We start from the raw sequence: 22,071 nt of genomic DNA, 5'->3' as shown, positions 1-22,071 counted from the left end.
TTATGAGGCTTTGGAGTATGAGGTTTAGCTGAAACTGTCTCGCCGACTCTTCCACAACAAAGCTGCACAATCGATATGCGGTTACCTGACCTGTCGAGAACTCAGCCAGGGGACGATTTTATTGGCATCTTAGGTGAACAACAGCTATCGGGATATTCCCGATAGCTGTTGTTCATAGTGTTCGGATCAGCCTGCGGCTTTTATTATTTAGTCCATGTACCGATCTTATAAGCTCCGTCCGAAAGGCGCTCCGTATTAGCAAAATCAACCCCGGGTTGGTTCGTGGATGGATTAAGAATAGCTATGGTCAGCTCATAGGTACCGTTTGGCAGCGTGTTTGTGGAGATAGAGCCTGAGACTGTATGTAAACCAGTCCTCCAGGTTCTTAAGTCCGCCGATGTGGATTGACGTGCCACGACATGGCCTCCGCTGCGCAGCTGCACTTCAACAGGCCAGTTGAACGGGAAGTGTTGAACTCCCTTATTTTCCACAGCGACGGATACATTTAACGCACTTCCGCTATTTTCTTGTGGATATGCAACTTTCTTCAATACAAAGTGATAGCCCATTCGTTTCTTCAGTGTATCCATATTGGCTTGCAACGGATTGCCTAGCGCCAAGGAAGCTGGAGAATTCGGTCCAAGCCAGCTCGGTTTGCTAAGCTCGGTCTGCCGCAGCGTCTCATTAAAGCCGCTGCCTGTCGTGAGCGCAGCATTCATACCATAGGCACCCCCGTAAAATTCGCCGCCAGAGACGCGAGTGTCCCAGAAGTTGGCATGGTTTGGCTGCTGCTGGCCGATATCATCCCAATAGCCGTTCTGTGTGCCAGTATACCATCCCCATTCGGAATCGAAGCTCGGCTGATCACCGAACACGTCATTATACATTCCTAGAATCAGACCCTTGTTATTATTCTTGGCCAATTCCACGCTCCGTCTGATCAATAGCTGCGTATGATCCTCCTGATCGGCGAAAGAATCAATATAGTGCTGAATGTATTGGTTGGATATTGGGTTCGGAGGAAACGCGCCCGTGTAGTTGCTTTCCCCGTTCGGTCCGATGTAAGGCCAGGTGTGGAATTCCGCCCAATGGCCCAGCGAACCGATTTGCACAAAAGCAATTGGGCTATCGGCCGTGTTGTAATGCTCCGCAATCGCCTCAATGGCAAGCTTGTGTCTGGCGATCAAATACTGGGAACTGTAATTCGGGGAGAAGCCCGTGTTGTTGCCGGCTCCCATACCACCGGTTTCATCTTGGTAGGCCTTACCTGGAGATTGTCCCAAACTGGCCATGTCGTTGTACAACCAGTCGGGAATATCCCGGTGAGGAACGCCGGAAGGACTGTCCAGAATAAAGCGCAGCACCACCTTGACTCCGCGGCTCTGCCAATAGTCGAAATGATTGGACGCTTCAATTGCACTGAAATCATAGTTGCCTTTGGTAGGCTCTAACTCCTTCCAGGTGACACCGGCATACACGAGACGGTGGTCCTGCGGGTAATTGGTTGATTTCGCTGAAGGAGCCCAACCCTTAAACGGGTTATTGAGCGGATCATCCAGCTCGCTTGGGTAAAATTCGATCATTTCTTTTCCGGGATTCCCTTCATTAAGCGTATAAACGGGAAGCGGCTGGTTCTGCGCTGGCAGGCGATGGATATCCGAATTGTTGTCCAGATAACCAATGCTCACGCTGCTGCCTACAGCTAGTCCAAGTGTAGCGAGAGGGAGTGCAACTTCAATCGTAGATGAGGTACGCACGTATTGAGAAGAAGGAAGGGCGGAAGACCAATCCCAATTCCAGCTGCTTCCATTTCCTGCGTAGCGGTATAACGATTGATTCTCGAGGAGCCATTCAATTCCGGTCGCCCCCCATCCGAAAGCTTGATATCCGGTCGAAGCATTCTTGTCCGTATTCAGCCAGAAGCTTCCCATGGTAGTGCTAAGGGCTGAGCCTTCCACAAGCAGATAAAGATTCCTGTCGTCGTGGGAAGCCTTTAAGATGTTAGCGGTTCCCGAATTCGTGGAAAGAGCCGGAAGCCCTTCCCAGTCACTTGGATCACCATCCACAACGATAGAAGGCGCTTCTGCAGCCGAAATAAAGAGGGGATAAGGGAACAAGGTAAGAAGAATGGCCGTCATCGTAAAAATAGCGAATCTCATTTTCAATTGTATACCCCATGCTTTCATGTCAAACCTCCTCACAGAATGATTGGTGTCATAGAGCTGCAAGTCCAAACGTCTTTTTAACACTGGATTCACTCTACCGAATCTGAGTCTATCACCTCCTTTCCCAAGTAACTTCCTAACTTCCCCCATCCACCATGAAAAAAAGAGCACCGTGTTGGGTGCTTCTTGTGCAGTGGGTCTATGGGGTAATGAGCATATTCATTTCAGTCTTCGCCGCAGTTATTAAGTGGAACTGCGTACGACCAAACGGGTAGGCAAAATCACCTTCTTGGGCAGTAGTTGATTTCCGTTCATTCTGTCGATCAGGTTGTCGACGGCAACCATGCCGATTTCTTTTGTCGGTACATCGATCGTTGATAGAGGCGGATTGGAATACTTGGACACCTCGATATTGGATAGACCCATGACAGCCACTTCAGTAGGAACGGCAATGCCGTTGTTATACAAGCCGTTGAGGGCAGCCATGGCCATTAGATCGCTGCCTGCAAAGAAGGCGGTCGGGCAATTTTTGGTCTTACATAAATGATTGATTTGTTCAATGCAGACCGCTTCATCCCACATGCAATCAATAACCCAATCGGGATTCACCGACATTCCGGCAGCATGCATGGTGGCGTAGTAGCCTCGGTAACGGCGGCTGTCTTTCAGGTTATTCGTTAATCCGCTTCCCCCGATGTAACCAATCTGGGTGTGGCCTTTTTCAATGAGGTGGTTGACGGCCATCGAAGCAACATTGTAATGATCATAGCCGACATTATCGATATCCCCGCGCTCGGTATCAATCCCCACGATATAAGGGACCTGCTTGCGTATATACTCATAGGTTTCACTGTTCAACGATTCCATAAGAATCAGACCGGTAATCGGTTCGCTGAATGTATTGAATAAGATCTTGCTATCATTCAGCTCAATTCCAGTCCGGATAAAGGAAATGTTATATCCCGCACTCAGCAGTCGCTCTTCCACACCGGATAAGATCGACATGAAATAAGGGTCGTTGTATTTATCTTTTGTTACGCTTAGTACACAACCGATTTTGATATGCGACTTGCTATCGGAATGATCCTTGGTTGAAACTTTTCGCTTGGGACTTGAAGTGATTTTATAGTTCAGCTGCGTAACCGCCTGCCAAACGCGTTCCCGGGTTTCGTCCGTAATTTTATATTTCGTATCATTGTTTAACACTCTGGATACGGTGGCAGTAGATACATTTGCTAATTTAGCAACATCCCGAATGGTACTCATAAATAAACACATTCTCCTTTTTAGTTACGAATAGTCACCATTTAAAGTTTATAGGAATGTCACATGGTAAACAATGATGGACCTGTTGGTTGATTTGTTGCGTTAATTTGTTGCGTGATTCCGTTACATTCTAAGTTTACAAGCGTTCATGATTAAAATCAATCATAACATGTTCCTATCGTGCAATGTTACTAGAATTTTTTTAAAAATTCAAAATTATTATTGCAAGGATATGCATGGATGATATAACATGAAGTCACGAAACGTTACAAGATTTTACGCTGTTTTGTTACGTAAAATTAACGTAACAAAACAGCGGCGTTTGAGCAGGCGGCGGGGGGCTGATTAGAACATGAACAAAGCTGTAACCGTTTACCCCATGATTTTAGAAGACATCCTAAACAACCCGGGCATTGGTTTTACAGCAGCACCGGGGTTAATGGGGGACCCGGATCGGATCTGCGACAACCGAGGGGAAGAGCAGAAGAAATATAAGTTCACGGAAGATAGCAGAACGTACAATCATCCCGACAGCAAAGTGTATTTCTGCAGCGTGCGCTGGCGGGACTTGGAAGTTCGCCAAGGGGAGTACAGGTGGGAAGTTCTTGAGGAGAGGCTGGACTACGCCAAATCGCTAGGCTGTACGGCCGTGGTTCGTTGTTCCCCATACGCGTTAAGCCAAGAAGATGATATACCAGCTTGGTATCGTGCGGAACATCCGGAAGAACCCGACTTTCCGTTTTGGAGAGTAGACCCTGAGACAACACCCTATGTGTTGTATTGGTCTGACTTTATCAAGGCGTTTGCCGCACGGTTTGACGGACACCCGGTCATAAGCTCGGTTGATTTGACGATTGTAGGGGCCTGGGGAGAAGGCGGCGGAACGGAGTTTTTAAAGCCGAAGGCCATTAAGCGCATTACAGATGCCTACTTGGATGGGTTTAAAATAACCCCGCTCCAAGCTCTGCTGCATGATCCCCTGTCGATCAGCATCATGAAGGAGCGCAAAGCCAAAGTGGGCTTTCGCGTCGATTGCTTGGGCGATATGGGCGGCTTTCATGGAAAACAGTGGTCTCATATGACGGATTTCTATCCTCAGAATATTCAGAATTTCAAGATGGGCGATGCTTGGGAGAAGGCTCCGATTCTATTTGAAGCATGCTGGCACATGCATGATTGGTATTTTCAGGGCTGGGATATCGATTATATCATTCACGAAACGCTGAAGTGGCATATTTCTTCCTTTAACAACAAGGGAACGGTAGTCCCCGAACCGTGGAAAGAGAAGGTCAAGGCTTGGCTGAACAAGATGGGATACCGTTTTGAATTGAGGAAGTTCACGTACGATTCGATGGTGAATGCGGGTGGTCAGCTAAATATCAGTGCGTTGTGGGCTAATGTAGGAGTGGCCCCGATCTATAATCACTATCCGCTGGTCGTGCGGCTTACCGGCCATGATCAAACCTATACGCTGCGCAGCAGAGAGGATATTAGGGAGTGGCTGCCGGACGAAGATATTGCTTGGGAAGAAAGTTTCCATTTACCCGGTAATATGTCCGAAGGCGAATATCATTTGGAGATTGGCATCGAAACCGGGGTTAAGGGAATCGGGAATATCCAGCTGGCGATTGAGGGAAACAAGGGCGGCTATTACCCGATGGGCAAGCTAATCGTTGAACGGGGGAGAAAAGGAAATGGAGAGTCTGTTGAATTTTAACGAGTGTATCGCAATCTGCAAATTTGATTACCTGCCAGAAGGGTTGGAAGCCAAATATCATCGATATAAACCGGATAGCAAGCCCCATCTCATCCCGCGGGAGTTCTTGTCTGGAATCTTTGAGCATTATCAAATTCCTGAACCTACCCGCCAATGGCTGGTTCATGGGGTTGAGGCGATAGAAAAGGACGCCGTACTATTTCGCTTTACCCAATTTTTGGTAGATGATATGTGCACATTGCGCAATCGCTGTGATGAGACTCATTATACGAATATGACACCGGGATGCATGGAGCAATACGGAGAATTATACTCCTTTCTTTTGCTGCTGGCCTGCGTTGTTCCTTCCATGAACATGCTGGAGGCGCGTTCCGTACCTAAAGCCTACTACGAGCAGATCCCTCAACAGCCCCTGAAGCTTCAATTGGAAAAATTGGTGTTGCACGGCGATGCCAAGGTTCATGATTTTCCATGGGTGATGAATTTTTATACCTGCTCCATCTTTCTGTTAGACCGGTTTTATTTTATCCCCTACCGATTCGAGGATCCTTTCACCATGTTCCGTCATGTGGACACGCAGGAGGTTATTGCCCTTCGGCACGCAGGCGAAGAATTTCGCAGGGATGGACAACGGAATGGCATCAATGATGTATATGATCTTCAAGGAAACTTCACCTCAGAATGGCACGAGAATGCCGAGTTTGTCATCGCTAATCGGATAAATCCCATGGGATTCGTTGAAAGAGAAACAACGCCGATCCTTAAGAAGGAATGGGAGCCGGTACTTCAAAAAGGGGATACGCTGTTAGCCCTTCACATTCCATCTGGCCCCGGGTACACACCGGACAGGTTGAAGAATTCCATGGAGATGGCTGCTGCATTCTATGACCGATACTTTCCCGAGTTATCCATCAAAGGCTTCTGGAGCTCAAGCTGGCTCTATGATACAAGGCTGTCGCTTATCCTGGACCCTGAAAAAAGCAATATTGTCCTCGTTCAACGACAATTCTATAATTATCCGACCATGGAAGGGGACGGCATGCTGCGTTTTGAAGCCTTTGGGGACTGGAAGGCAGATCCGGTCCGAAGCCCAGGCGAATATACAACCTCACTACAAAAAGCAGCAGCGGCGTATATGGAAACGGGAGCCCGTTTTAACACATTAAGCATGATTGTATTGAGGGAAGATATCGAAAAGATTGGCAGCCGGCCGTATATAGCCGATGCAGATATCGAGCAGTTCCATAAAACCGTTGATAGCCATTTGCAAAGGAGAGAAGAGGATGGGGAAATACTCGCTCGAAAACTACGAGAAGTATAAAACCGTAAAAATCCGACCGCAACCCTTATCGAATAGCGAGCATGATGCAAGCCAGGATCCATTCGAATACGTCTCCTTTTCCTGGAGAGCGCTTGAGCCGGTTCGAGGAGAATACAGACTTGAAGCGATCCATGAAGCATTGCATACGGCCCAAAATCCCATTCTTGTCCTGGTACCGGAATTGCCGGTCTGGGCTCCGGATTACGCACCTGATTGTTTTGCGGCTTTGGTCCGAAAAGTAGGGAGTTATATCGACTCCGACAGACGCTTAACAGCCGTTCTGATATCAACCTTAGCTGATAGTAAGGAAGAATGGAACGCTTATATGGAGTCATTTGAGACGCAGACGCTGCTAGCTGAACTGCAGAATGATAGACTGATTCAACATTTAAGAGAACACAGTCGTGGATTTGGCCTGCTGGTGAAGTGCAGTGAGGCGAATTGGATCGAATGCTGTGAGGCTTTTGCCAAACACAAACTGCAGAAGATATGGAAGCGCTACCAGGTGGTCCTTCATGTGACCGATGATGTTTGCGGTCCTCATACCAGACGCGAGGCATATCGCTGGCACGCCGGCCTCTCCAATCTGAATATAGGGCTTGGATATCATCTAACTTTACGCAGACTGACTTATCCGGAAACGGTATATAGTCGTGGGAGCTTGCCGCTGCGACTCTGGTTTGTCAACGCGGGCAGTTCCAGAATTTATCGGGAATTTCAGTTATGGGTGCAGTTAAAGCAGGAGGAGGTTTCCTATGAATATCCCCTGCACGCAGCCACGCATTCCTGGTTAACCGGGGATCTTGTCCATAACGAGATGATCCCCTTGAAGGATATGTTACCAGGAAAATATACGCTGAGTATAGCACTCTATTTCGAAGACCGCTCGTATATCCCCCTACATATACAGAATCCGCAACAGGATGGGTATTATGAGGCAGGCGCGATACAAGTCGAAATATCCGCTGAGGATCCGCTGAAAAATATTTGGGACACTTATTATCCGGAAGGATATTATCCCTTGGAAGATCCTGTGGTTCCAGAACAGGAGTAGATCGTTTAGGACAAATACGAGTTTGTTGGAGGTTATGGATTTGAAGTTAGCATTAATCGGCGCAGGACAAAGAGGCATGATCTACGCAAGGCATGCATATCAAAGCGAGGAAATTGTTGCGGTCGTTGAACCGAATGACAGCAGAAGAAAGGCGGCAGCGGATGAGTTTCAGATTCCTCTGGAGAAACAATTTAAATCCGTAGATGAATTTTATCGACTCGGTAAAATTGGCGATGCCGTTATTGTTTCTTCCATGGACCGGGACCATTATAACCAAACCATGAAGGCACTTGATCTTGGCTATGATATTTTGTTGGAAAAGCCCATTTCACCAAGTCCTGAAGAAAGCTTGAGAATACAACGAAAAGCCAATGAAACAGGCCGGAAAGTGATTGTGTGTCATGTGCTCCGCTACACCCATTTTTTTGCAGAGATTAAGAAAATCATTGATAGTCATGAGCTCGGTAAAGTGATCACCATTCAGCATAACGAGAATGTCGGTAATTTCCATATGGCACACTCCTTTGTAAGAGGTAACTGGAGGAGAAGCGACCTGGCCAGTCCGATTATCATGCAGAAGTCCTGCCATGACATGGATATTCTAGCCTGGCTGGTGGATAGTCAAGCGAAACGGATCTCTTCCTATGGCAACTTGACTTATTTTAAAGAGGAGAATGCACCTGCTGGAAGCACTGAACGATGCTTGGACTGCAAGGCCGCTGAAGATTGCCGATTCGATGCAAGAAAAGCCTATATGCCCGTCAGAGGACAATGGCCGGCTACAGCCATTTCGGTGGATCAGTCCGAAGCGGGACTTATGAAGGCGTTGGAAACAAGTCCTTATGGACGCTGCGTTTATCGGATGGACAATGATGTGTGTGATCATCAGGTAACCATTATCGAGTTTAAGAACGGGGTTACGGCAACGTTTAACTTGAGCGGATTTACCAATAAAATGTACCGCACGCTCAAAATCATGTGTGAGCATGGGGAAATTCGCGGGGATGACAGCTTGAATGTCATTGAAGTCACTCGATTTAACTCCAATATGGCTGAAGCCAGTCAGCAAACGGTCATTCGGCCAGCAGCCATGAGCGGCGGACATAATGGCGGCGACACAGGTCTTATGATCGACTTCTTGGATAATGTGGGGAACGCCGACTTCAGCAGCAGATCCTCCATCGACATGTCCGTCGAAAGTCATATCATGGCGTATGCAGCAGAAGAGGCCAGAATGACCGGAACCGTGATTGATCTGGATCAACTTAAGGAGAGACTGCAGCAGAGCATGTTAGCTTAATCGTTAATCACAATGCAAAGGTCGTGATGATGGAATGGGTTCAGTGGTTAAGGGGTTTCTAGATGAAATAAAGAAAAACAGAATACTGTATCTGATGTGCGTGCCTGCTCTGATTGTGCTGATGATGTTCTCCTATATCCCTTTTGCAGGAATATGGATGGCATTTACCGATTTTAATGTGGTTGATGGCATCTTCGGCAGTAAATTTGTGGGTCTGGACAATTTCAAATACTTTTTCTCGGAAAACAGCATGGGATGGAAGGTTACCTATAATACGCTGTACATCAACTTTTTTGGTCTCATATTAGGCATTATCATTCCTGTCAGCATTGCCATTCTGATCAACGAAATCCGGCATAAAACCTACAAAAAAGTTGCTCAAAGCATGATGTTTTTTCCCTATTTCATCTCGTGGGTCGTTGTGGGGGCGATTCTGTATGGGATCTTCTCTACAGATGTTGGGGTTGCTAATCATATTCTGGAGTTCTTCGGAGCAGAGCCGATCAGGTGGTACTCGGAGCCGAAGTATTGGAAATGGATCATCATTCTGTCGAGCGTCTGGAAATGGAGCGGGTACAGTTCCATTATCTATATGGCGGCGATGTCCAATTTTGATGGAAGCTTGTACGAAGCGGCTAAGGTGGATGGCGCCAACAAATTGCAGCGGATTTTTTACTTGACCGTGCCCATGCTGAAACCAACCATCATTGTCTTGAGCTTGCTGAGCGTCGGCAGGATCTTCTACGGGGACTTTGGCATGATTTACGGTATTGTGGGCAACAACCCGGTCTTGGCTGAAGAAGTAACGGTCATCGATACTTATGTTTATCAGTCGATGCGTACGCTGGGCTTTTCCTACTCTACGGCCATTGGGTTATTTCAGTCCTTGATGGGATTGATCCTGATTACGGCTGCAAACCAATCGGCTAAGAAAATAAATGATGGAGAGGGTCTATTTTGATGAGACAAAAGAATAGATTGCTTGGCGATCAACTGGTGATAGCCTGTGCCTATGGATTCATTGGCTTATTCGCGCTCGTGTGTCTGTATCCCCTTGTTTTAACCTTAAGCGTATCCTTTTCTTCGGAACAGGCGGTTGCGAGAAACGGCTATTCGATCTTCCCCTTGAGCCCAAGCCTGGATACCTATAAATATATCTTTGTTAATAGTGGGATGAAAATACTGAAATCCTACGGTGTGACCCTGTTTGTAACCACCGTTGGGACGGTAGGGGCCCTGCTGATTACCAGCATGATTGCATTTTCCCTATCCATCAAAAAGCTGAAATACCGCAACGTACTCGCCTTTATCAGCAATTTCACGATTATCTTCTCGGCCGGACTGATTCCTTGGTACATGGTCAGCGTCAACTTTTATGGACTGAAGAACAGCATTCTGGCCTTGATCCTGCCTTCTATATTCAGCGTATGGAATATGTTTCTGATGCGCACGTATTTTGCAAGCATCGCTCCATCTTTATATGAAGCCGCCGAGATGGACGGCGCCAATTATTTTACGATCTATGTGAAAATAGCCCTTCCGTTAAGCAAGACTGCGCTGTTGACGGTTGGTTTAATGTATGCGCTTCAATATTGGAATGATTGGTGGCATGCTCTGATTTTTATCAATGATCGCGATTTATTTCCGCTCCAATATTTCCTCTACAACATCCTGTCGAACGTCAATGCGATAAGCTCCGGACGAATTCCATCAGGGGCATCAGGCAACATCACACTGCCTGCGGAGACCGTGAAGATGGCCATTACGGTCATTACGATCGGCCCGATCATTTTCCTCTACCCTTACATTCAAAAATACTTCGTGCACGGGATTATGGCTGGGGCCGTCAAAGAATAGACACCTGCGTGGTTACTGGCCGATACCGGCTTTTAACATAGATTAACCATTTTATTAGGGAGGGTCTTTCATGAAAGCAAGGACAATGCTGATCTTGTTGGTCTTATTGATGGCGTCCGTTTCGGTTATGGCAGGATGCAGCGGTAAAAAAGAGGGGGCAGCCAAGCTCGAAACCGTTACGATCTTGTATCCGGGGGAGCGAAGCGATCGCATGAGCGAATTTCTGGGCAACGAGTTTGCCGAGAAGATGGCCGCCGATCTGGGTTTGAAGGTCGAAGTCACATTTGTGCCGTGGGCCCAGTATTGGGAACAAAAAGATATCATGCTGGCAGCCAACGAACCGATCGATTTATATTGGGACGGTCTCCCGGATCTTTCTACCATTGTCAACAAGAAACAAGCCATGGTATTGGATGATTTAATCGAGAAATATGGTCAGGATATGTTAAAAGTTCTGCCGATGGAACAGCTTCAGGGGGCAACGATCGATGGTAAGATTCATGGCATTCCATCCGCATATGCACCGTCCTCCGCCATGTACCAGCTGGTGGCCGTTCGTCAGGATATTCTCGAAGCGGTGGGGATGACCGACTTGAAGACAGCTGACGATTTAAAGGAATTCGCAACCAGGGCGAAAGAGAAATTCCCTGAAATGAAGGGGCCCGCCGATATTGTCTTTAAACCGTTGACCCGATATTTTAGCGATGAACAATATAACTGGATCGCCGTAGAAGATTTGGTCGTATTCGGGGAAGACAGCAAAAAAGCATACAGCTACTATGAAACGGAAGCGTTCCAGGAAGTCGCGAAGTTTAACCGCGGCATGTATGATGCGGGGTTATATACAGAGGATCTGACTATCAAATACAACGAGAGAGACTCCCGTATGCAGACAGGCTTATATTTATGGGTTGAAGGCTCTTTGGGCAAGGAAATGGAAATTATTGATGCCATCAAAGCCAATGCACCGGATGCCGAGGTTAAAACATACCTGTTAGCCGAGGATAAACCGCGTTATGTGACTGCTGCAGGCGGAGAGGTGCTGGGCATACCTGTGAATGCTCCTAATCCGGAAGGCGCCATGAAGTTCGTGAACTGGATTTATAAATCCCAGGAGAATTATCTGTTTGCTCTCTATGGCGTCGAAGGCAAGGATTACGAGATTGTAGATGGAAGAATCAATAAGCTCACCGCTAGCGAATTCTTCTATGAATGGATGTTTAGAAACCAAAATTATCAATTGTTCGGGCCGAATGTGGCCCAAGAGTCCATCGATAAGTATAAGAGCTGGGATGAAAAGGCTATCCGATCCGATTCATTGGGCTTCCGATTTAACAATGAGAAGGTCAAGTTAATCGAGACGGCTCTGAAAGAAATTGCGGGCAAGGATTTAGCTGCTATACGTTCCGGTTTCATCGATTTTGAGACAGAGTATCCCAAAGCCATCGAGAAGCTGAAGGCCGCGGGCATTGATGACTATGTCGCTGAAATTCAGCGTCAGTTGGATGAGTTTTTGGCGGGGAAATAAATGCGTATACCGTGTCGACCCATAGATTCGAAGGAGACTACGAATCTGCCTATGGAAACATGGCTATCCGAAACCTGTAAGAGAGCGGCAGGGTCTAATTTGACCCTGCCGCTCTAGTTTTTTAAAACGTAATCAACATGCTAAGAATGTTGCCAAAGTTCCCCCTGTTAGAATGACGACAGCGTTTCCAAAAAAGATATTGAAACGTTTCCAATTTGGTGTTATGATGATTTCCATAAAAGAGAGAATAAGTGGGGGGTTAGATGTCTAGTATTAAAGATGTTGCCAATTTAGCTGGCGTAGCTGTGGGAACTGTGTCCCGCGTCATTAACAATTCGGGCGCCGTTAAACCCGCAACGCGCAGAAAAGTCGAGCAGGCCATACAAGAGTTGAATTATATTCCTAATGAGATTGCCCGAAATTTTAAAATGCGGAAGTCCAAGATGGTAGCCTTGCTGCTCCCGAGTATCTGGCATCCCTTTTTCTCCGAACTGGCTTATTATATTGAAGATGAGTTGGATCGGGAAGGTTTCAAGCTCATGCTTTGCAATAGCGGCGGCAAACCTGAAAAGGAATTGTATTATCTTGATATGCTTCAGCAAAACAAAGTGGCAGGTATTGTCGGCATTACTTACAACGATATTGAAAATTACGTTAGCAATGACATTCCGATTGTCAGTATCGACAGGCATTTCAACAAGAAAATCACATGCGTCACTTCGGATAATTATGAAGGAGGGCGTCTGGCGTTAAGAGAACTTGTCAAAGCGGGATCCCGAAAACCTGCCTTTTTGGGGAGCATCACTTCCGTTTTCAGTGAAACCATGAATCGGAAAGAAGGCTTCATTCAGGAGGCCAGAACAATGGGAGTCGATTATGTTGTATATGAGAAGACAGACCCCGTTGTGGACGACGATGCCTATTATGGCGAGTTTCTTAATGAGTATCGGGACGTGGACGGCATTTTTGCCATTACGGATATGTTCGCCGCCAAGTATATCGAGAGAGCAGGTAGGCTGGGCATTCGCGTTCCAGAGGATGTAAAGGTCATCGGATATGACGGGATTCAGGATCATCCTTATTTCCATCCGATATTGTCAACGATCAGACAACCTGTAGAGGAGATGGCACGTACGACGATCCGGCTGCTCTACAAAAAGATCGATGGCGAAACATTGGACCGGGAAGTTTATCGTCTTCCGGTCATATTTAGACAAGGTGAAACGACTTGATTGTTCCTCAGAATAAAAAGGCTTTACCCTTTAATAAGTATTGGAAAAACATCAACTGCCACGGCTGTTTCACCGGTGGATTAACCGGGTGACGTTTTTCTCATGGAAAATTGGAAACGTTTCAATTAAATTGGAAACGTTTCAATAACATGCAATTATTTTACGAAGAAAGGGAGTATGACGGTGATTTCACGAGATTCCGGGGGAGAACAACCCTTGATCAAAGAAAATCATAAAACTTGGAGTCGAGTCAAACGCAACTATGAGCTGTATCTGTTCCTGCTGCCGATCATTCTGGTTTACCTCCTGTTCAAGTACTATCCGATGTACGGAGTACAAATTGCATTTAAGGATTTTTCACCGAGCCAGGGCATTTGGGGCAGCGAATGGGTGGGTTTCCAGCATTTTATTGATTTTTTTAATTCTTATAACTTCTGGACCATCATGAAAAATACGCTAACACTCAGTTTTCTATCGCTTGTGTTCAGCTTCCCGGCTCCGATTATTATCGCGATCATGCTGAATCAGATGCTGGGCAAGCGATACAAGAAATTTATCCAGACCGTCATTTATGCACCGCACTTTATTTCTACCGTTGTGCTCGTCGGTATGCTGCATGTTTTTTTATCGCCAAACAGTGGTCTCGTGAACCTCATCATTACCTGGTTCGGTGGAGAACCCATTCTATTCATGGCTGACGAGGGATGGTTCCGTCCATTGTACATTTTGTCAGGCATATGGCAAGAGACCGGTTTCGCCACGATTATATATCTGGCTGCGCTTGCTGGGGTTAATCCCGAACTGCATGAAGCCGCGATTATGGATGGAGCAAGTAAATGGAAGCGTGTATGGTACGTGGACATTCCGTCCATCTTGCCAACCATTGTCATTCTGTTAATTCTCGCACTCGGGAACGTCATGAGCATCGGTTTCGAGAAAGCATTTCTTATGCAAAGCGATCTGAACTATGCGACTTCGAATATTATTCCGACCTATGTATATGAATTGGGGATTCAGAAGGCGCAGTACAGCTTTTCCACGGCCGTCGGGCTGTTTAACTCCGTCATCAATATCATCCTGATTGTAACCGTCAACCGGATCGCCAAAAAATTAACGGAAACCAGTCTTTGGTAGGGGGGATTCACTTTGAACCAATTATTAAAGAGAAAAAGCAGAGGAGACGCATGGTTCGATGCCATCAACTATTTCTTCTTGACCGTAGTTATGCTGATCGTATTATTTCCGCTGTATTTTGTGCTGATTGCTTCATTCAGTGATCCCAATCTAATCTATTCGGGGGAAGTATGGTTATTTCCCAAGGGCTTCACGCTCGATGGCTATGAACGAATATTCAACGACTCCTCCATTTGGATCGGGTATGCCAACTCCCTGTTGTACGCGGGTATTGGAACCTTGATCGGAGTAGCGGTTACCGTATTTGCCGCTTATCCGTTAGCCCGTAAGGATCTGGTTGGAAGACCTGTTATCATGTGGTTTTTATTGATCACCATGTTTTTTAGCGGCGGGTTGATCCCTACGTATTTGTTAATCAAGGATCTTCACATGCTGAACACGATCTGGGCACTTGTGATCCCAGGTGCCGGCGGCATCATGAATGTCATTATCGTAAGGACTTTTTTCCAGTCCTCTATACCTGATGAAATGTGGGAAGCTGCTTCGATTGACGGTTGTTCCAACACCCGATTTTTTTGGAGCATTGTATTGCCTTTATCCAAGTCCATTTTAGCCGTCATGGTGCTGTATCATGTCGTCGGTTTCTGGAACGGTTTCTTTGATGCTTTGATCTATTTGAATGACGAAAGTAGATATCCGCTGCAACTCGTGCTTCGCAACATTCTCGTCCAGAATCAGGTGAACTCCGGCATGATGGTGGACGTGGAGTCCTACGCAGCGAAGATGCGAGTTACGGAGCTGATCAAATACGGTGTCATCATTGTATCCAGTCTGCCGCTGCTGATTTTGTATCCTTTCCTTCAAAAGTACTTTGTTAAGGGCGTAATGATCGGCTCGATCAAGGGATAATGTTGTCATGGTACTTGAAAGGGGGGATGTGCAGCAGCATCGATATATCTGAATCCAGGTAAATACAGAAGTAAGTAGGACGATGAAAGATATCCAACTTGTGGAATGATCTTGAGGGAGGTTATGTACGATGAAATCTGTATTCAAAAGAGCGGGGATTCTTATACTGGCCGGAGCGTTTGCGCTGAGTGGATGTTCAGGAGGCGGTGGAGGCTCCAAAAATCAGGCAGATAATCCTGATCAGGCTGCCAATTTTAACAAAACGGGTCTTCCGATTGTGAATGAACCGGTATCGTTAAAGATGGTATCCCCGAAAGCCGCATTGGCGCCGGAGTATTCGCAGATGGAAATTTTCAAGCGGTTGGAAGCGGAAACCAACGTTAAGATCGAGTGGGAGAACATTCCGGACACCGACTTTACAGAGAAGAAAAACTTGCTGCTGGCCAGCGGCAACCTACCGGACGCTTTTTACGGAGCCGGATTCTCTGATTACGAGCTGGTGAATTACGGTACAGACGGCACGATCCTTCCGCTGGAGGATTTAATCGATCAATATGCGCCTAATTTGAAAGCGCTCTTAGATCGCCGGCCTGACATCAAGTCCTCGATCACGGCACCGGATGGGCATATTTACGGACTGCCTTCTTGGGAAGAGAACAATCTTGGAACGAACCCTTTCTTTCACGTTATCAATAAAAAATGGCTCGACAAGCTGGGGCTGAAAATGCCGCAGACACTGGATGAATATACGGAAGCATTAGCTGCCTTTAAAACGCAGGATCCAAACGGTAACGGCAAGGCCGACGAAATTCCGTTAAGCTTTATGCACATGCAATGGTGTATGGACATCGCTGGCATATTTGGAGCTTTCGGACTTCCGGATAACATGGAACATCGGATCGTCCGCGACGGAAAGGTGATCTTTACCGCTACGCAGCCTGAATATAAGGAAGCATTGAAATATTTCCATGAAAAATGGTATAAGCAGGGCTTGATTGACCCTGAATCGTTTACTCAGGACGCCGCTCAGTATCTGGCTAAAGGGAAAACAACAATCGAAACACTCGGCTCTTATATCTGGTGGGAAGTCGATGAGGTGGTCGGACCGGAGCGAAGTGAGGATTATGCTTTGCTGTCTCCGCTCAAAGGACCGAACGGGGATCAATTGATCGGTCGCGGCAACGGTGGCGGTCCAGGACGCGGCGCTTTCGTGATTACAAAAGAGAACAAGAATCCGGAAATTACGATGCGTTGGATCGATCAGCAGTATGAGCCATACATGGCTGCTCAAATCCACTGGGGTCCGCTGGATATCGTATTCGAGAAGGACGAGAATGGGAAATTGGTGAACCTGCCGCTTTCTGAGGGGACTTCCGCAGGCGAATTCCGTCAAAAAGTGGCTCCGGGTGCAGGCGGCCCTGGCGTCATTACGATCGAAGATTTGGGAAAAGTAGTTGATCTGGAGCCTAGAGCCCAGCAGCGCGTTAAAGACTTGGAGAAATATTACGATCCCTATATGGAAAAGGAAAACTATCCGAGTATCTTCTTTGAGCCGGAGGAACTGGACAAAATCAATCGAATTGAGCCCGAATTGATTAAATATGTCAATACCCAACGAGGAAAATTCATTGTTGATGGCGGCGTAGATGAACAGTGGAACAGCTATGTGAAGACCCTGGAGAAGATGGGCTTGAACGAGTTGATGGAGATTTATCAAAATGGACTGGATCGTTATAACGCAAATCTAAATAGATAAATAATCAAACGACAGGTGGGGAGAAGCTGTGCTTGATGTAATAGCCATTGGGGAATTATTGATAGACTTTACTCCGGCAGGGCGTACAGCCGGGGGCAACGAGCAGTTAGAATGCAATCCCGGAGGGGCTCCGGCTAACGTCGCAGCCGCACTAGCCCGTTTAGGAGCCAAATCTGCTTTGATCAGCAAGGTTGGCAAGGATCACTTCGGTTCGTTGCTGCAAGGCACGTTGCTTAGCTGCGGGGTCGACGTGAGCGCGCTTTCGTTTACGGATGAAGCCAAAACAACGCTGGCATTTGTCCATTTGGGTGACAGCGGAGACCGATCGTTCAGCTTCTACCGGCAGCCGGGAGCGGATACCTTGTTGCGTTCAGAGGATGTCCCGCTCGAGTGGATTGGGAACTGCCGGGCGCTGCACTTTGGTTCATTGTCGATGACCCATGAGCCGGCACGCATGGCAACAAGAGCGGCAGTCGTTAAGGCCCAGGAGGCTGGAGTTCTGCTTTCATTCGATCCGAACATCCGGTTTGCGTTATGGGAGAGTATGGAGGAAGCGAAGCAGAATATCCTGTGGGGCATGAAGCATGCAGATATCTTGAAAATATCAGAAGAAGAGCTTTGCTTTATCACGGGTATATCCGATGTTGAAAAAGGTTCACTCATGTTACAGCAACAATTCGGCATCGCCTTCATTGTCGTTACGTTAGCTGAACAAGGCTGCTATTACCGGTCGGCTGCTCATGAAGGTTATGTCCCGGGTTTCCAAGTGAATAGCATCGATACGACGGGGGCCGGCGACGCTTTTCTCGGCTGCTTGTTATACAAAATACTGGAATGCGATATTTCTTTAAATAAACTAGAAAAACAGCAAATCATCAGCATGCTGACTTTTGCCAATGCTGGCGGTGCATTAGTGACAACACGGAAAGGGGCTCTTCAGTCAATGCCGACGATAGATGAAATCAATAAGATCATGGAGTCAAATAAAGAGATGGATGAGAGATTTAGACCGGGAATTCATTTTTCGCCTCCATCCCATTGGATGAACGATCCGAACGGATTAGTCTATTACGAGGGAGAATATCATCTGTTTTATCAACACCATCCCTTTAGTAATCAATGGGGGCCGATGCACTGGGGCCATGCCGTAAGCCATGATCTAATTCACTGGCAGCATGAGCCTATCGCTCTGTTCCCAGACGAGCACGGAGCCATTTTTTCCGGCTGCTGTGTGGTTGATTTTAATAACAGCAGTGGACTGTTCGCGGGCACCCATGGATTGATTGCGATTTTTACCCATGCGGACACATGTCCAGAGACCGGGCAGCCGCGCCAGCGGCAAAGCTTGGCTTACAGCAGTGATAAAGGCAGAACCTGGCACAAATATGAGGGGAACCCGGTTCTTGCCGAACCTGATCTGGTAGACTTCCGGGACCCGAAAGTGTTCTGGCATGCACAAAGTGAGCGGTGGGTTATGACCATTGTCGCCGGGGACCATGTTCGGTTTTATGGATCGGAAAACTTGCGTGATTGGTCGCTTACAGGGGAATTCGGCCATGAGGAAGGCTCGCATGACGGTGTTTGGGAATGCCCGGATCTCTTTGAATTGCCGATCGATGACAGTGGGCATTCCAAATGGGTGCTTGTCATCAGCATTGGGGATAATCCCTCCTGTCCGGAAGGATCACGCACACAATATTTTATCGGAGAGTTTGACGGAAATACATTCATAAACGACAATTCGGCTGATCATATCATGTGGCTGGACTATGGTCGGGACAACTATGCAGGGGTCACCTGGTCGGATATACCTGAGCAAGACGGACGGCGCGTGATCATCGGATGGATGAGCAACTGGAAATATGCCAACGAGACGCCTACCGGTGCCTGGAGAGGCGCAGCGACGCTACCGCGCGTTTTGTCATTGACCCATCGGGATGAGGGCATCGTGCTAACCCAAATGCCTGTCCGGGAAATCGAGCAGCTACGGAAAGAGTCGAGGAACTGGAATATGCTCATGGTTGCGCCTGAGTCACCTTACATGCTGAAGACGAAGGATGACTTGCTTGAAATTGAAGCGGACATCGATATTCAATCCGCGGGCGAGGTTTATATCAAAATGCAATCGTCCGGGCAGAGTGAGACGACAATCGGATATGATCCTGTGCGCCAATGGCTATTCATCGACCGTTCCAAATCAGGCATGACGGACTTTCACCCGTCGTTTGCGTGCAAGCATGGCGCCGAATTGGTTCCGGAAAATGGGAAAATCAAGCTGCATATCTGGCTGGATCGCAATGCGGTTGAAGTGTATGCGAACGAAGGCCTGGTTGTTCTCACGGATCAAATTTTCCCGGAAACCACGATTGATAAGATATCAATAAGTACGGAATCAGGGCAGGTTGTGCTGAATTCGCTCCATGTCCATGCGCTTCGGTCTATTCATGCTTCCAATTACAACATAGAACAGACATCAGGGAGGGATGAGGCATGAGCCAAACATCCGACAATCAGGGGCTGATGATGTATTGGCCCTTCGATGAAGGAACCGGAGCCAATGCTGTGGAGAGTATTTCTCAAGTACGGGATGATATTCAGTACGTATTGAATCAAGCCGAGTTTACGGAATCCTGCGATCCGCAGTGGGGACAGGGAGTCATGGGAAGCGGGCTCCTGTTCGATGGTTACTCGACATACATTGCCCATCCGTTCAAAGAGGGAGATGCGGACCGGGAGACAGAATATCGATCAGCACTGAGTATCGGAGTATGGGTAGCTCCCCGTTCCTATGAATGGGGGTTTGAAGGTAAGTTGTCAGCTATTGTGAACCGCTACAACATGGATCGTCAGCAGGGTTATCTGCTGGGCATGTTTCGTCATGGCTCCTGGTCCTTCCAAATCGGGCTGGAAGGAGGAGACTGGAAGGAACTTTGGTCGCCGGACGGTCTTGAACTGCCCAAAAACAAATGGTCTTACGTAAATGCTGTGTTTGATGGGCAGCAAGGGAAAATGAAATTGTACTTAAACGGTAGTGAAATCGCTTCGGCTGAGCTACCTCGTAATTCCCGGTTGGCCGAACCGGTAGATACGGAACTACTCATCGGCAAAAATAATCACAGCAGCCAATGGGCGGGCGTGTTTAGTCTTCACATGTTTAGCGGTATCATGGATGAACTCAAGATTTATAATCGTGCTTTGAGCTCGGAGGAGATTGCCGAATCTTATCGGCAAGTCTTGAATGATGCCTGCGGGGGAGCCCATCCGCAATTAACGTATGATGAGATCAAGTTGGATCGGACACCTTTGCTTCTGGATCGACACAGACCGCAGTATCATGCCAGCCCGCCGGCGCATTGGATGAACGAACCCCACGCGCCGATCTATTTTGATGGTCAATACCACCTATTCTATCAGCATAACCCTCTTGGGCCATTTTTTTATCACATTCATTGGGGACATTGGGTAAGCGAGGACCTGGTTTATTGGCGTGATCTTCCTGTGGCATTAGCTCCTGAAAAAGATCAGCTCGCACCGGATGGGATCTGGTCGGGAAGCGCGACCTATGATGCAGACGGCCTGCCTGTCTTGTTCTTTACGGCGGGTAATGACAGTGCTTCGCCGAATCAGAGCGTGGCGCTTGCACGAAGTACCTATTCCCGGGATGGAGATCCGGATCTGGTTCATTGGGTCAAGCATCCGGTGCCGTTGATTATACAGAAGAAGGGTGTGGGCGTATTCGGGGATTTCCGGGACCCGTTCGTGTGGAAGGACGATGACGGATGGTTTGCTTTGGTCGGGTCCGGGATCGAAGGCGAAGGTGGAGCAGCGCTGGCTTTTGCGTCTTTGGATATGCTGAATTGGACATACAAAGGGCCATTGTTTCAAGCGGATATCCAGAAGTTTCCTTATCTTGGACCCATCTGGGAGCTTCCCGTGCTTCTTCCCCTTGGCAGCGATAAGCAGGGAGTGGACAAGCATCTTTTACTGGTCAGCCCTGTGGGACAGGGAGCGGATGTCGAGGTATTCTATTGGATCGGGCAGCTTGACAAGCAAAATCTATCATTCATTCCGGATCAAGAGGAACCGCAATTGATTGATGTTGGTGATTTTCATTTTACCGGCCCGAGCGGAATGGTCGATCCGAAGACTGGCAGAAAGATCATATTTACAATAGCCCAAGGCGACCGGACCCTCGAACTGGAATATCAATCGGGTTGGGCTCATAACGCCGGTTTGCCGCTAAGCGTGTATCTGAGGGAGGATGGACGGTTGGGTATTGAGCCGATTCAGGAGCTTCAATCGCTGCGTGGCTCCAAACGGCTATCGCTCCGGGATAAATCATTGGCTGAGGCTAATGAACGGCTTCAGGATGTTCAAGGCGATATGCTTGAGATCCAATTGGAAATGGAACCGGGCAGCGCCAAACAATTCGGAATCAAGATCCGGCGTACACCGGATGGAGAAGAAGAGACCCTGCTGTTTTATGATATGAACCAATCCACGTTCTCTGTCGACCGAACCAAAACCACGCTTCACCCGGGAGAAAAGTGCGGAGGAATTCAGGGCGGCAATGTGGAGCTCTTAGGGGAGAATCTAAAGCTTCACATTTATTTGGACCGCTCCATGGTCGAAGCCTATGTTAACGGATTGAAAAGCCTGACGACCCGGGTGTATCCGAGCCGTAAGGATGCTTTGGGGCTTGAGATTTGGGGAGACGGGGAACTAGTGGTTAAATCCTTGGATATATGGGATATGCAGGCCATTTGGTAATGTGAGCGCTTAGGCGCTCCTTACCATTTGGGTAAAGGGACAGATGACCAAGAAACGTGCAG

15 protein-coding genes are annotated in these 22,071 nt (G+C 47.6%); 13 read left to right on the top strand and 2 right to left on the bottom strand.

The annotated features are described in order from the left end of the window. Positions 1 to 203: 203 nt before the first annotated feature. Positions 204 to 2,186, bottom strand: coding sequence for a DUF4832 domain-containing protein (locus tag CRG97_RS24670; protein ID WP_098748348.1), 1,983 nt, complete (start codon positions 2,184 to 2,186; stop codon positions 204 to 206). 222 nt (positions 2,187 to 2,408) lie between these two features. Further along, positions 2,409 to 3,431, bottom strand: a complete 1,023-nt coding sequence (locus CRG97_RS24665) for a LacI family DNA-binding transcriptional regulator (RefSeq protein WP_098748347.1) — start codon at positions 3,429 to 3,431, stop codon at positions 2,409 to 2,411. Positions 3,432 to 3,783: 352 nt separating this feature from the next. Here CRG97_RS24665 and CRG97_RS24660 point away from each other — a divergent pair, with 352 nt between their 5' ends. The 13 genes from CRG97_RS24660 (at position 3,784) to CRG97_RS24600 (ending at position 22,009) form a co-directional block, all read left to right on the top strand. Next, positions 3,784 to 5,148, top strand: a complete 1,365-nt coding sequence (locus CRG97_RS24660) for a DUF4832 domain-containing protein (RefSeq protein WP_098748346.1) — start codon at positions 3,784 to 3,786, stop codon at positions 5,146 to 5,148. Beyond that, complete coding sequence (locus CRG97_RS24655) at positions 5,126 to 6,469, top strand: acyltransferase domain-containing protein (protein WP_098748345.1); 1,344 nt, start codon at positions 5,126 to 5,128, stop codon at positions 6,467 to 6,469. Before CRG97_RS24660 ends, CRG97_RS24655 begins: the two co-directional genes overlap by 23 nt. Next, a complete protein-coding gene (locus CRG97_RS24650) occupies positions 6,432 to 7,523 on the top strand; it encodes a DUF4832 domain-containing protein (protein WP_098748344.1) in 1,092 nt (363 codons plus the stop codon). The genes CRG97_RS24655 and CRG97_RS24650 overlap by 38 nt, the downstream gene beginning before the upstream one ends. A 34-nt stretch (positions 7,524 to 7,557) precedes the next feature. Beyond that, positions 7,558 to 8,823: a Gfo/Idh/MocA family protein gene (locus CRG97_RS24645; RefSeq protein WP_237566573.1), complete on the top strand. Its 1,266-nt coding sequence runs from the start codon at positions 7,558 to 7,560 to the stop codon at positions 8,821 to 8,823. Between the two features lie 34 nt (positions 8,824 to 8,857). After that, complete coding sequence (locus CRG97_RS24640) at positions 8,858 to 9,784, top strand: ABC transporter permease (RefSeq protein WP_098748342.1); 927 nt, start codon at positions 8,858 to 8,860, stop codon at positions 9,782 to 9,784. Further along, entirely contained in the window at positions 9,784 to 10,680 is an 897-nt protein-coding gene (locus CRG97_RS24635; RefSeq protein WP_098748341.1) for a carbohydrate ABC transporter permease, read from the top strand. The genes CRG97_RS24640 and CRG97_RS24635 overlap by 1 nt, the downstream gene beginning before the upstream one ends. Before the next feature lie 70 nt (positions 10,681 to 10,750). After that, positions 10,751 to 12,208 (top strand): ABC transporter substrate-binding protein, encoded by a 1,458-nt coding sequence (locus CRG97_RS24630; protein ID WP_098748340.1) that lies wholly within the window; start codon positions 10,751 to 10,753, stop codon positions 12,206 to 12,208. A gap of 263 nt (positions 12,209 to 12,471) precedes the next feature. Continuing rightward, positions 12,472 to 13,440 carry a LacI family DNA-binding transcriptional regulator gene (locus tag CRG97_RS24625; RefSeq protein WP_076324236.1) on the top strand — a complete coding sequence of 323 codons (969 nt, stop codon included), beginning with the start codon at positions 12,472 to 12,474 and terminating at the stop codon, positions 13,438 to 13,440. Positions 13,441 to 13,617: 177 nt separating this feature from the next. Further along, the gene (locus CRG97_RS24620) at positions 13,618 to 14,574 is read left to right on the top strand and encodes an ABC transporter permease (protein ID WP_098748339.1); all 957 of its coding nucleotides are present in this window, start codon (positions 13,618 to 13,620) and stop codon (positions 14,572 to 14,574) included. A 12-nt stretch (positions 14,575 to 14,586) separates the two neighbouring features. Further along, positions 14,587 to 15,483: a carbohydrate ABC transporter permease gene (locus CRG97_RS24615; protein ID WP_098748338.1), complete on the top strand. Its 897-nt coding sequence runs from the start codon at positions 14,587 to 14,589 to the stop codon at positions 15,481 to 15,483. 130 nt (positions 15,484 to 15,613) lie between these two features. Beyond that, on the top strand, positions 15,614 to 17,239 hold the full coding sequence (locus CRG97_RS24610; protein ID WP_098748337.1) for an ABC transporter substrate-binding protein: 1,626 nt from the start codon (positions 15,614 to 15,616) through the stop codon (positions 17,237 to 17,239). A 28-nt stretch (positions 17,240 to 17,267) separates the two neighbouring features. Then, the gene (locus tag CRG97_RS24605) at positions 17,268 to 19,733 is read left to right on the top strand and encodes a PfkB family carbohydrate kinase (protein WP_098748336.1); all 2,466 of its coding nucleotides are present in this window, start codon (positions 17,268 to 17,270) and stop codon (positions 19,731 to 19,733) included. Further along, positions 19,730 to 22,009 carry a GH32 C-terminal domain-containing protein gene (locus tag CRG97_RS24600; RefSeq protein ID WP_098748335.1) on the top strand — a complete coding sequence of 760 codons (2,280 nt, stop codon included), beginning with the start codon at positions 19,730 to 19,732 and terminating at the stop codon, positions 22,007 to 22,009. The genes CRG97_RS24605 and CRG97_RS24600 overlap by 4 nt, the downstream gene beginning before the upstream one ends. Positions 22,010 to 22,071 lie beyond the last annotated feature (62 nt).

Origin of the sequence: Paenibacillus sp. EZ-K15 (genome assembly GCF_002573715.1) — a bacterium.
Classification (GTDB): Bacteria; Bacillota; Bacilli; order Paenibacillales; family Paenibacillaceae; genus Paenibacillus_AQ.
Note: the sequence above shows the minus strand (reverse complement) of the source record. Positions and strands in the feature narration are given on the sequence as shown.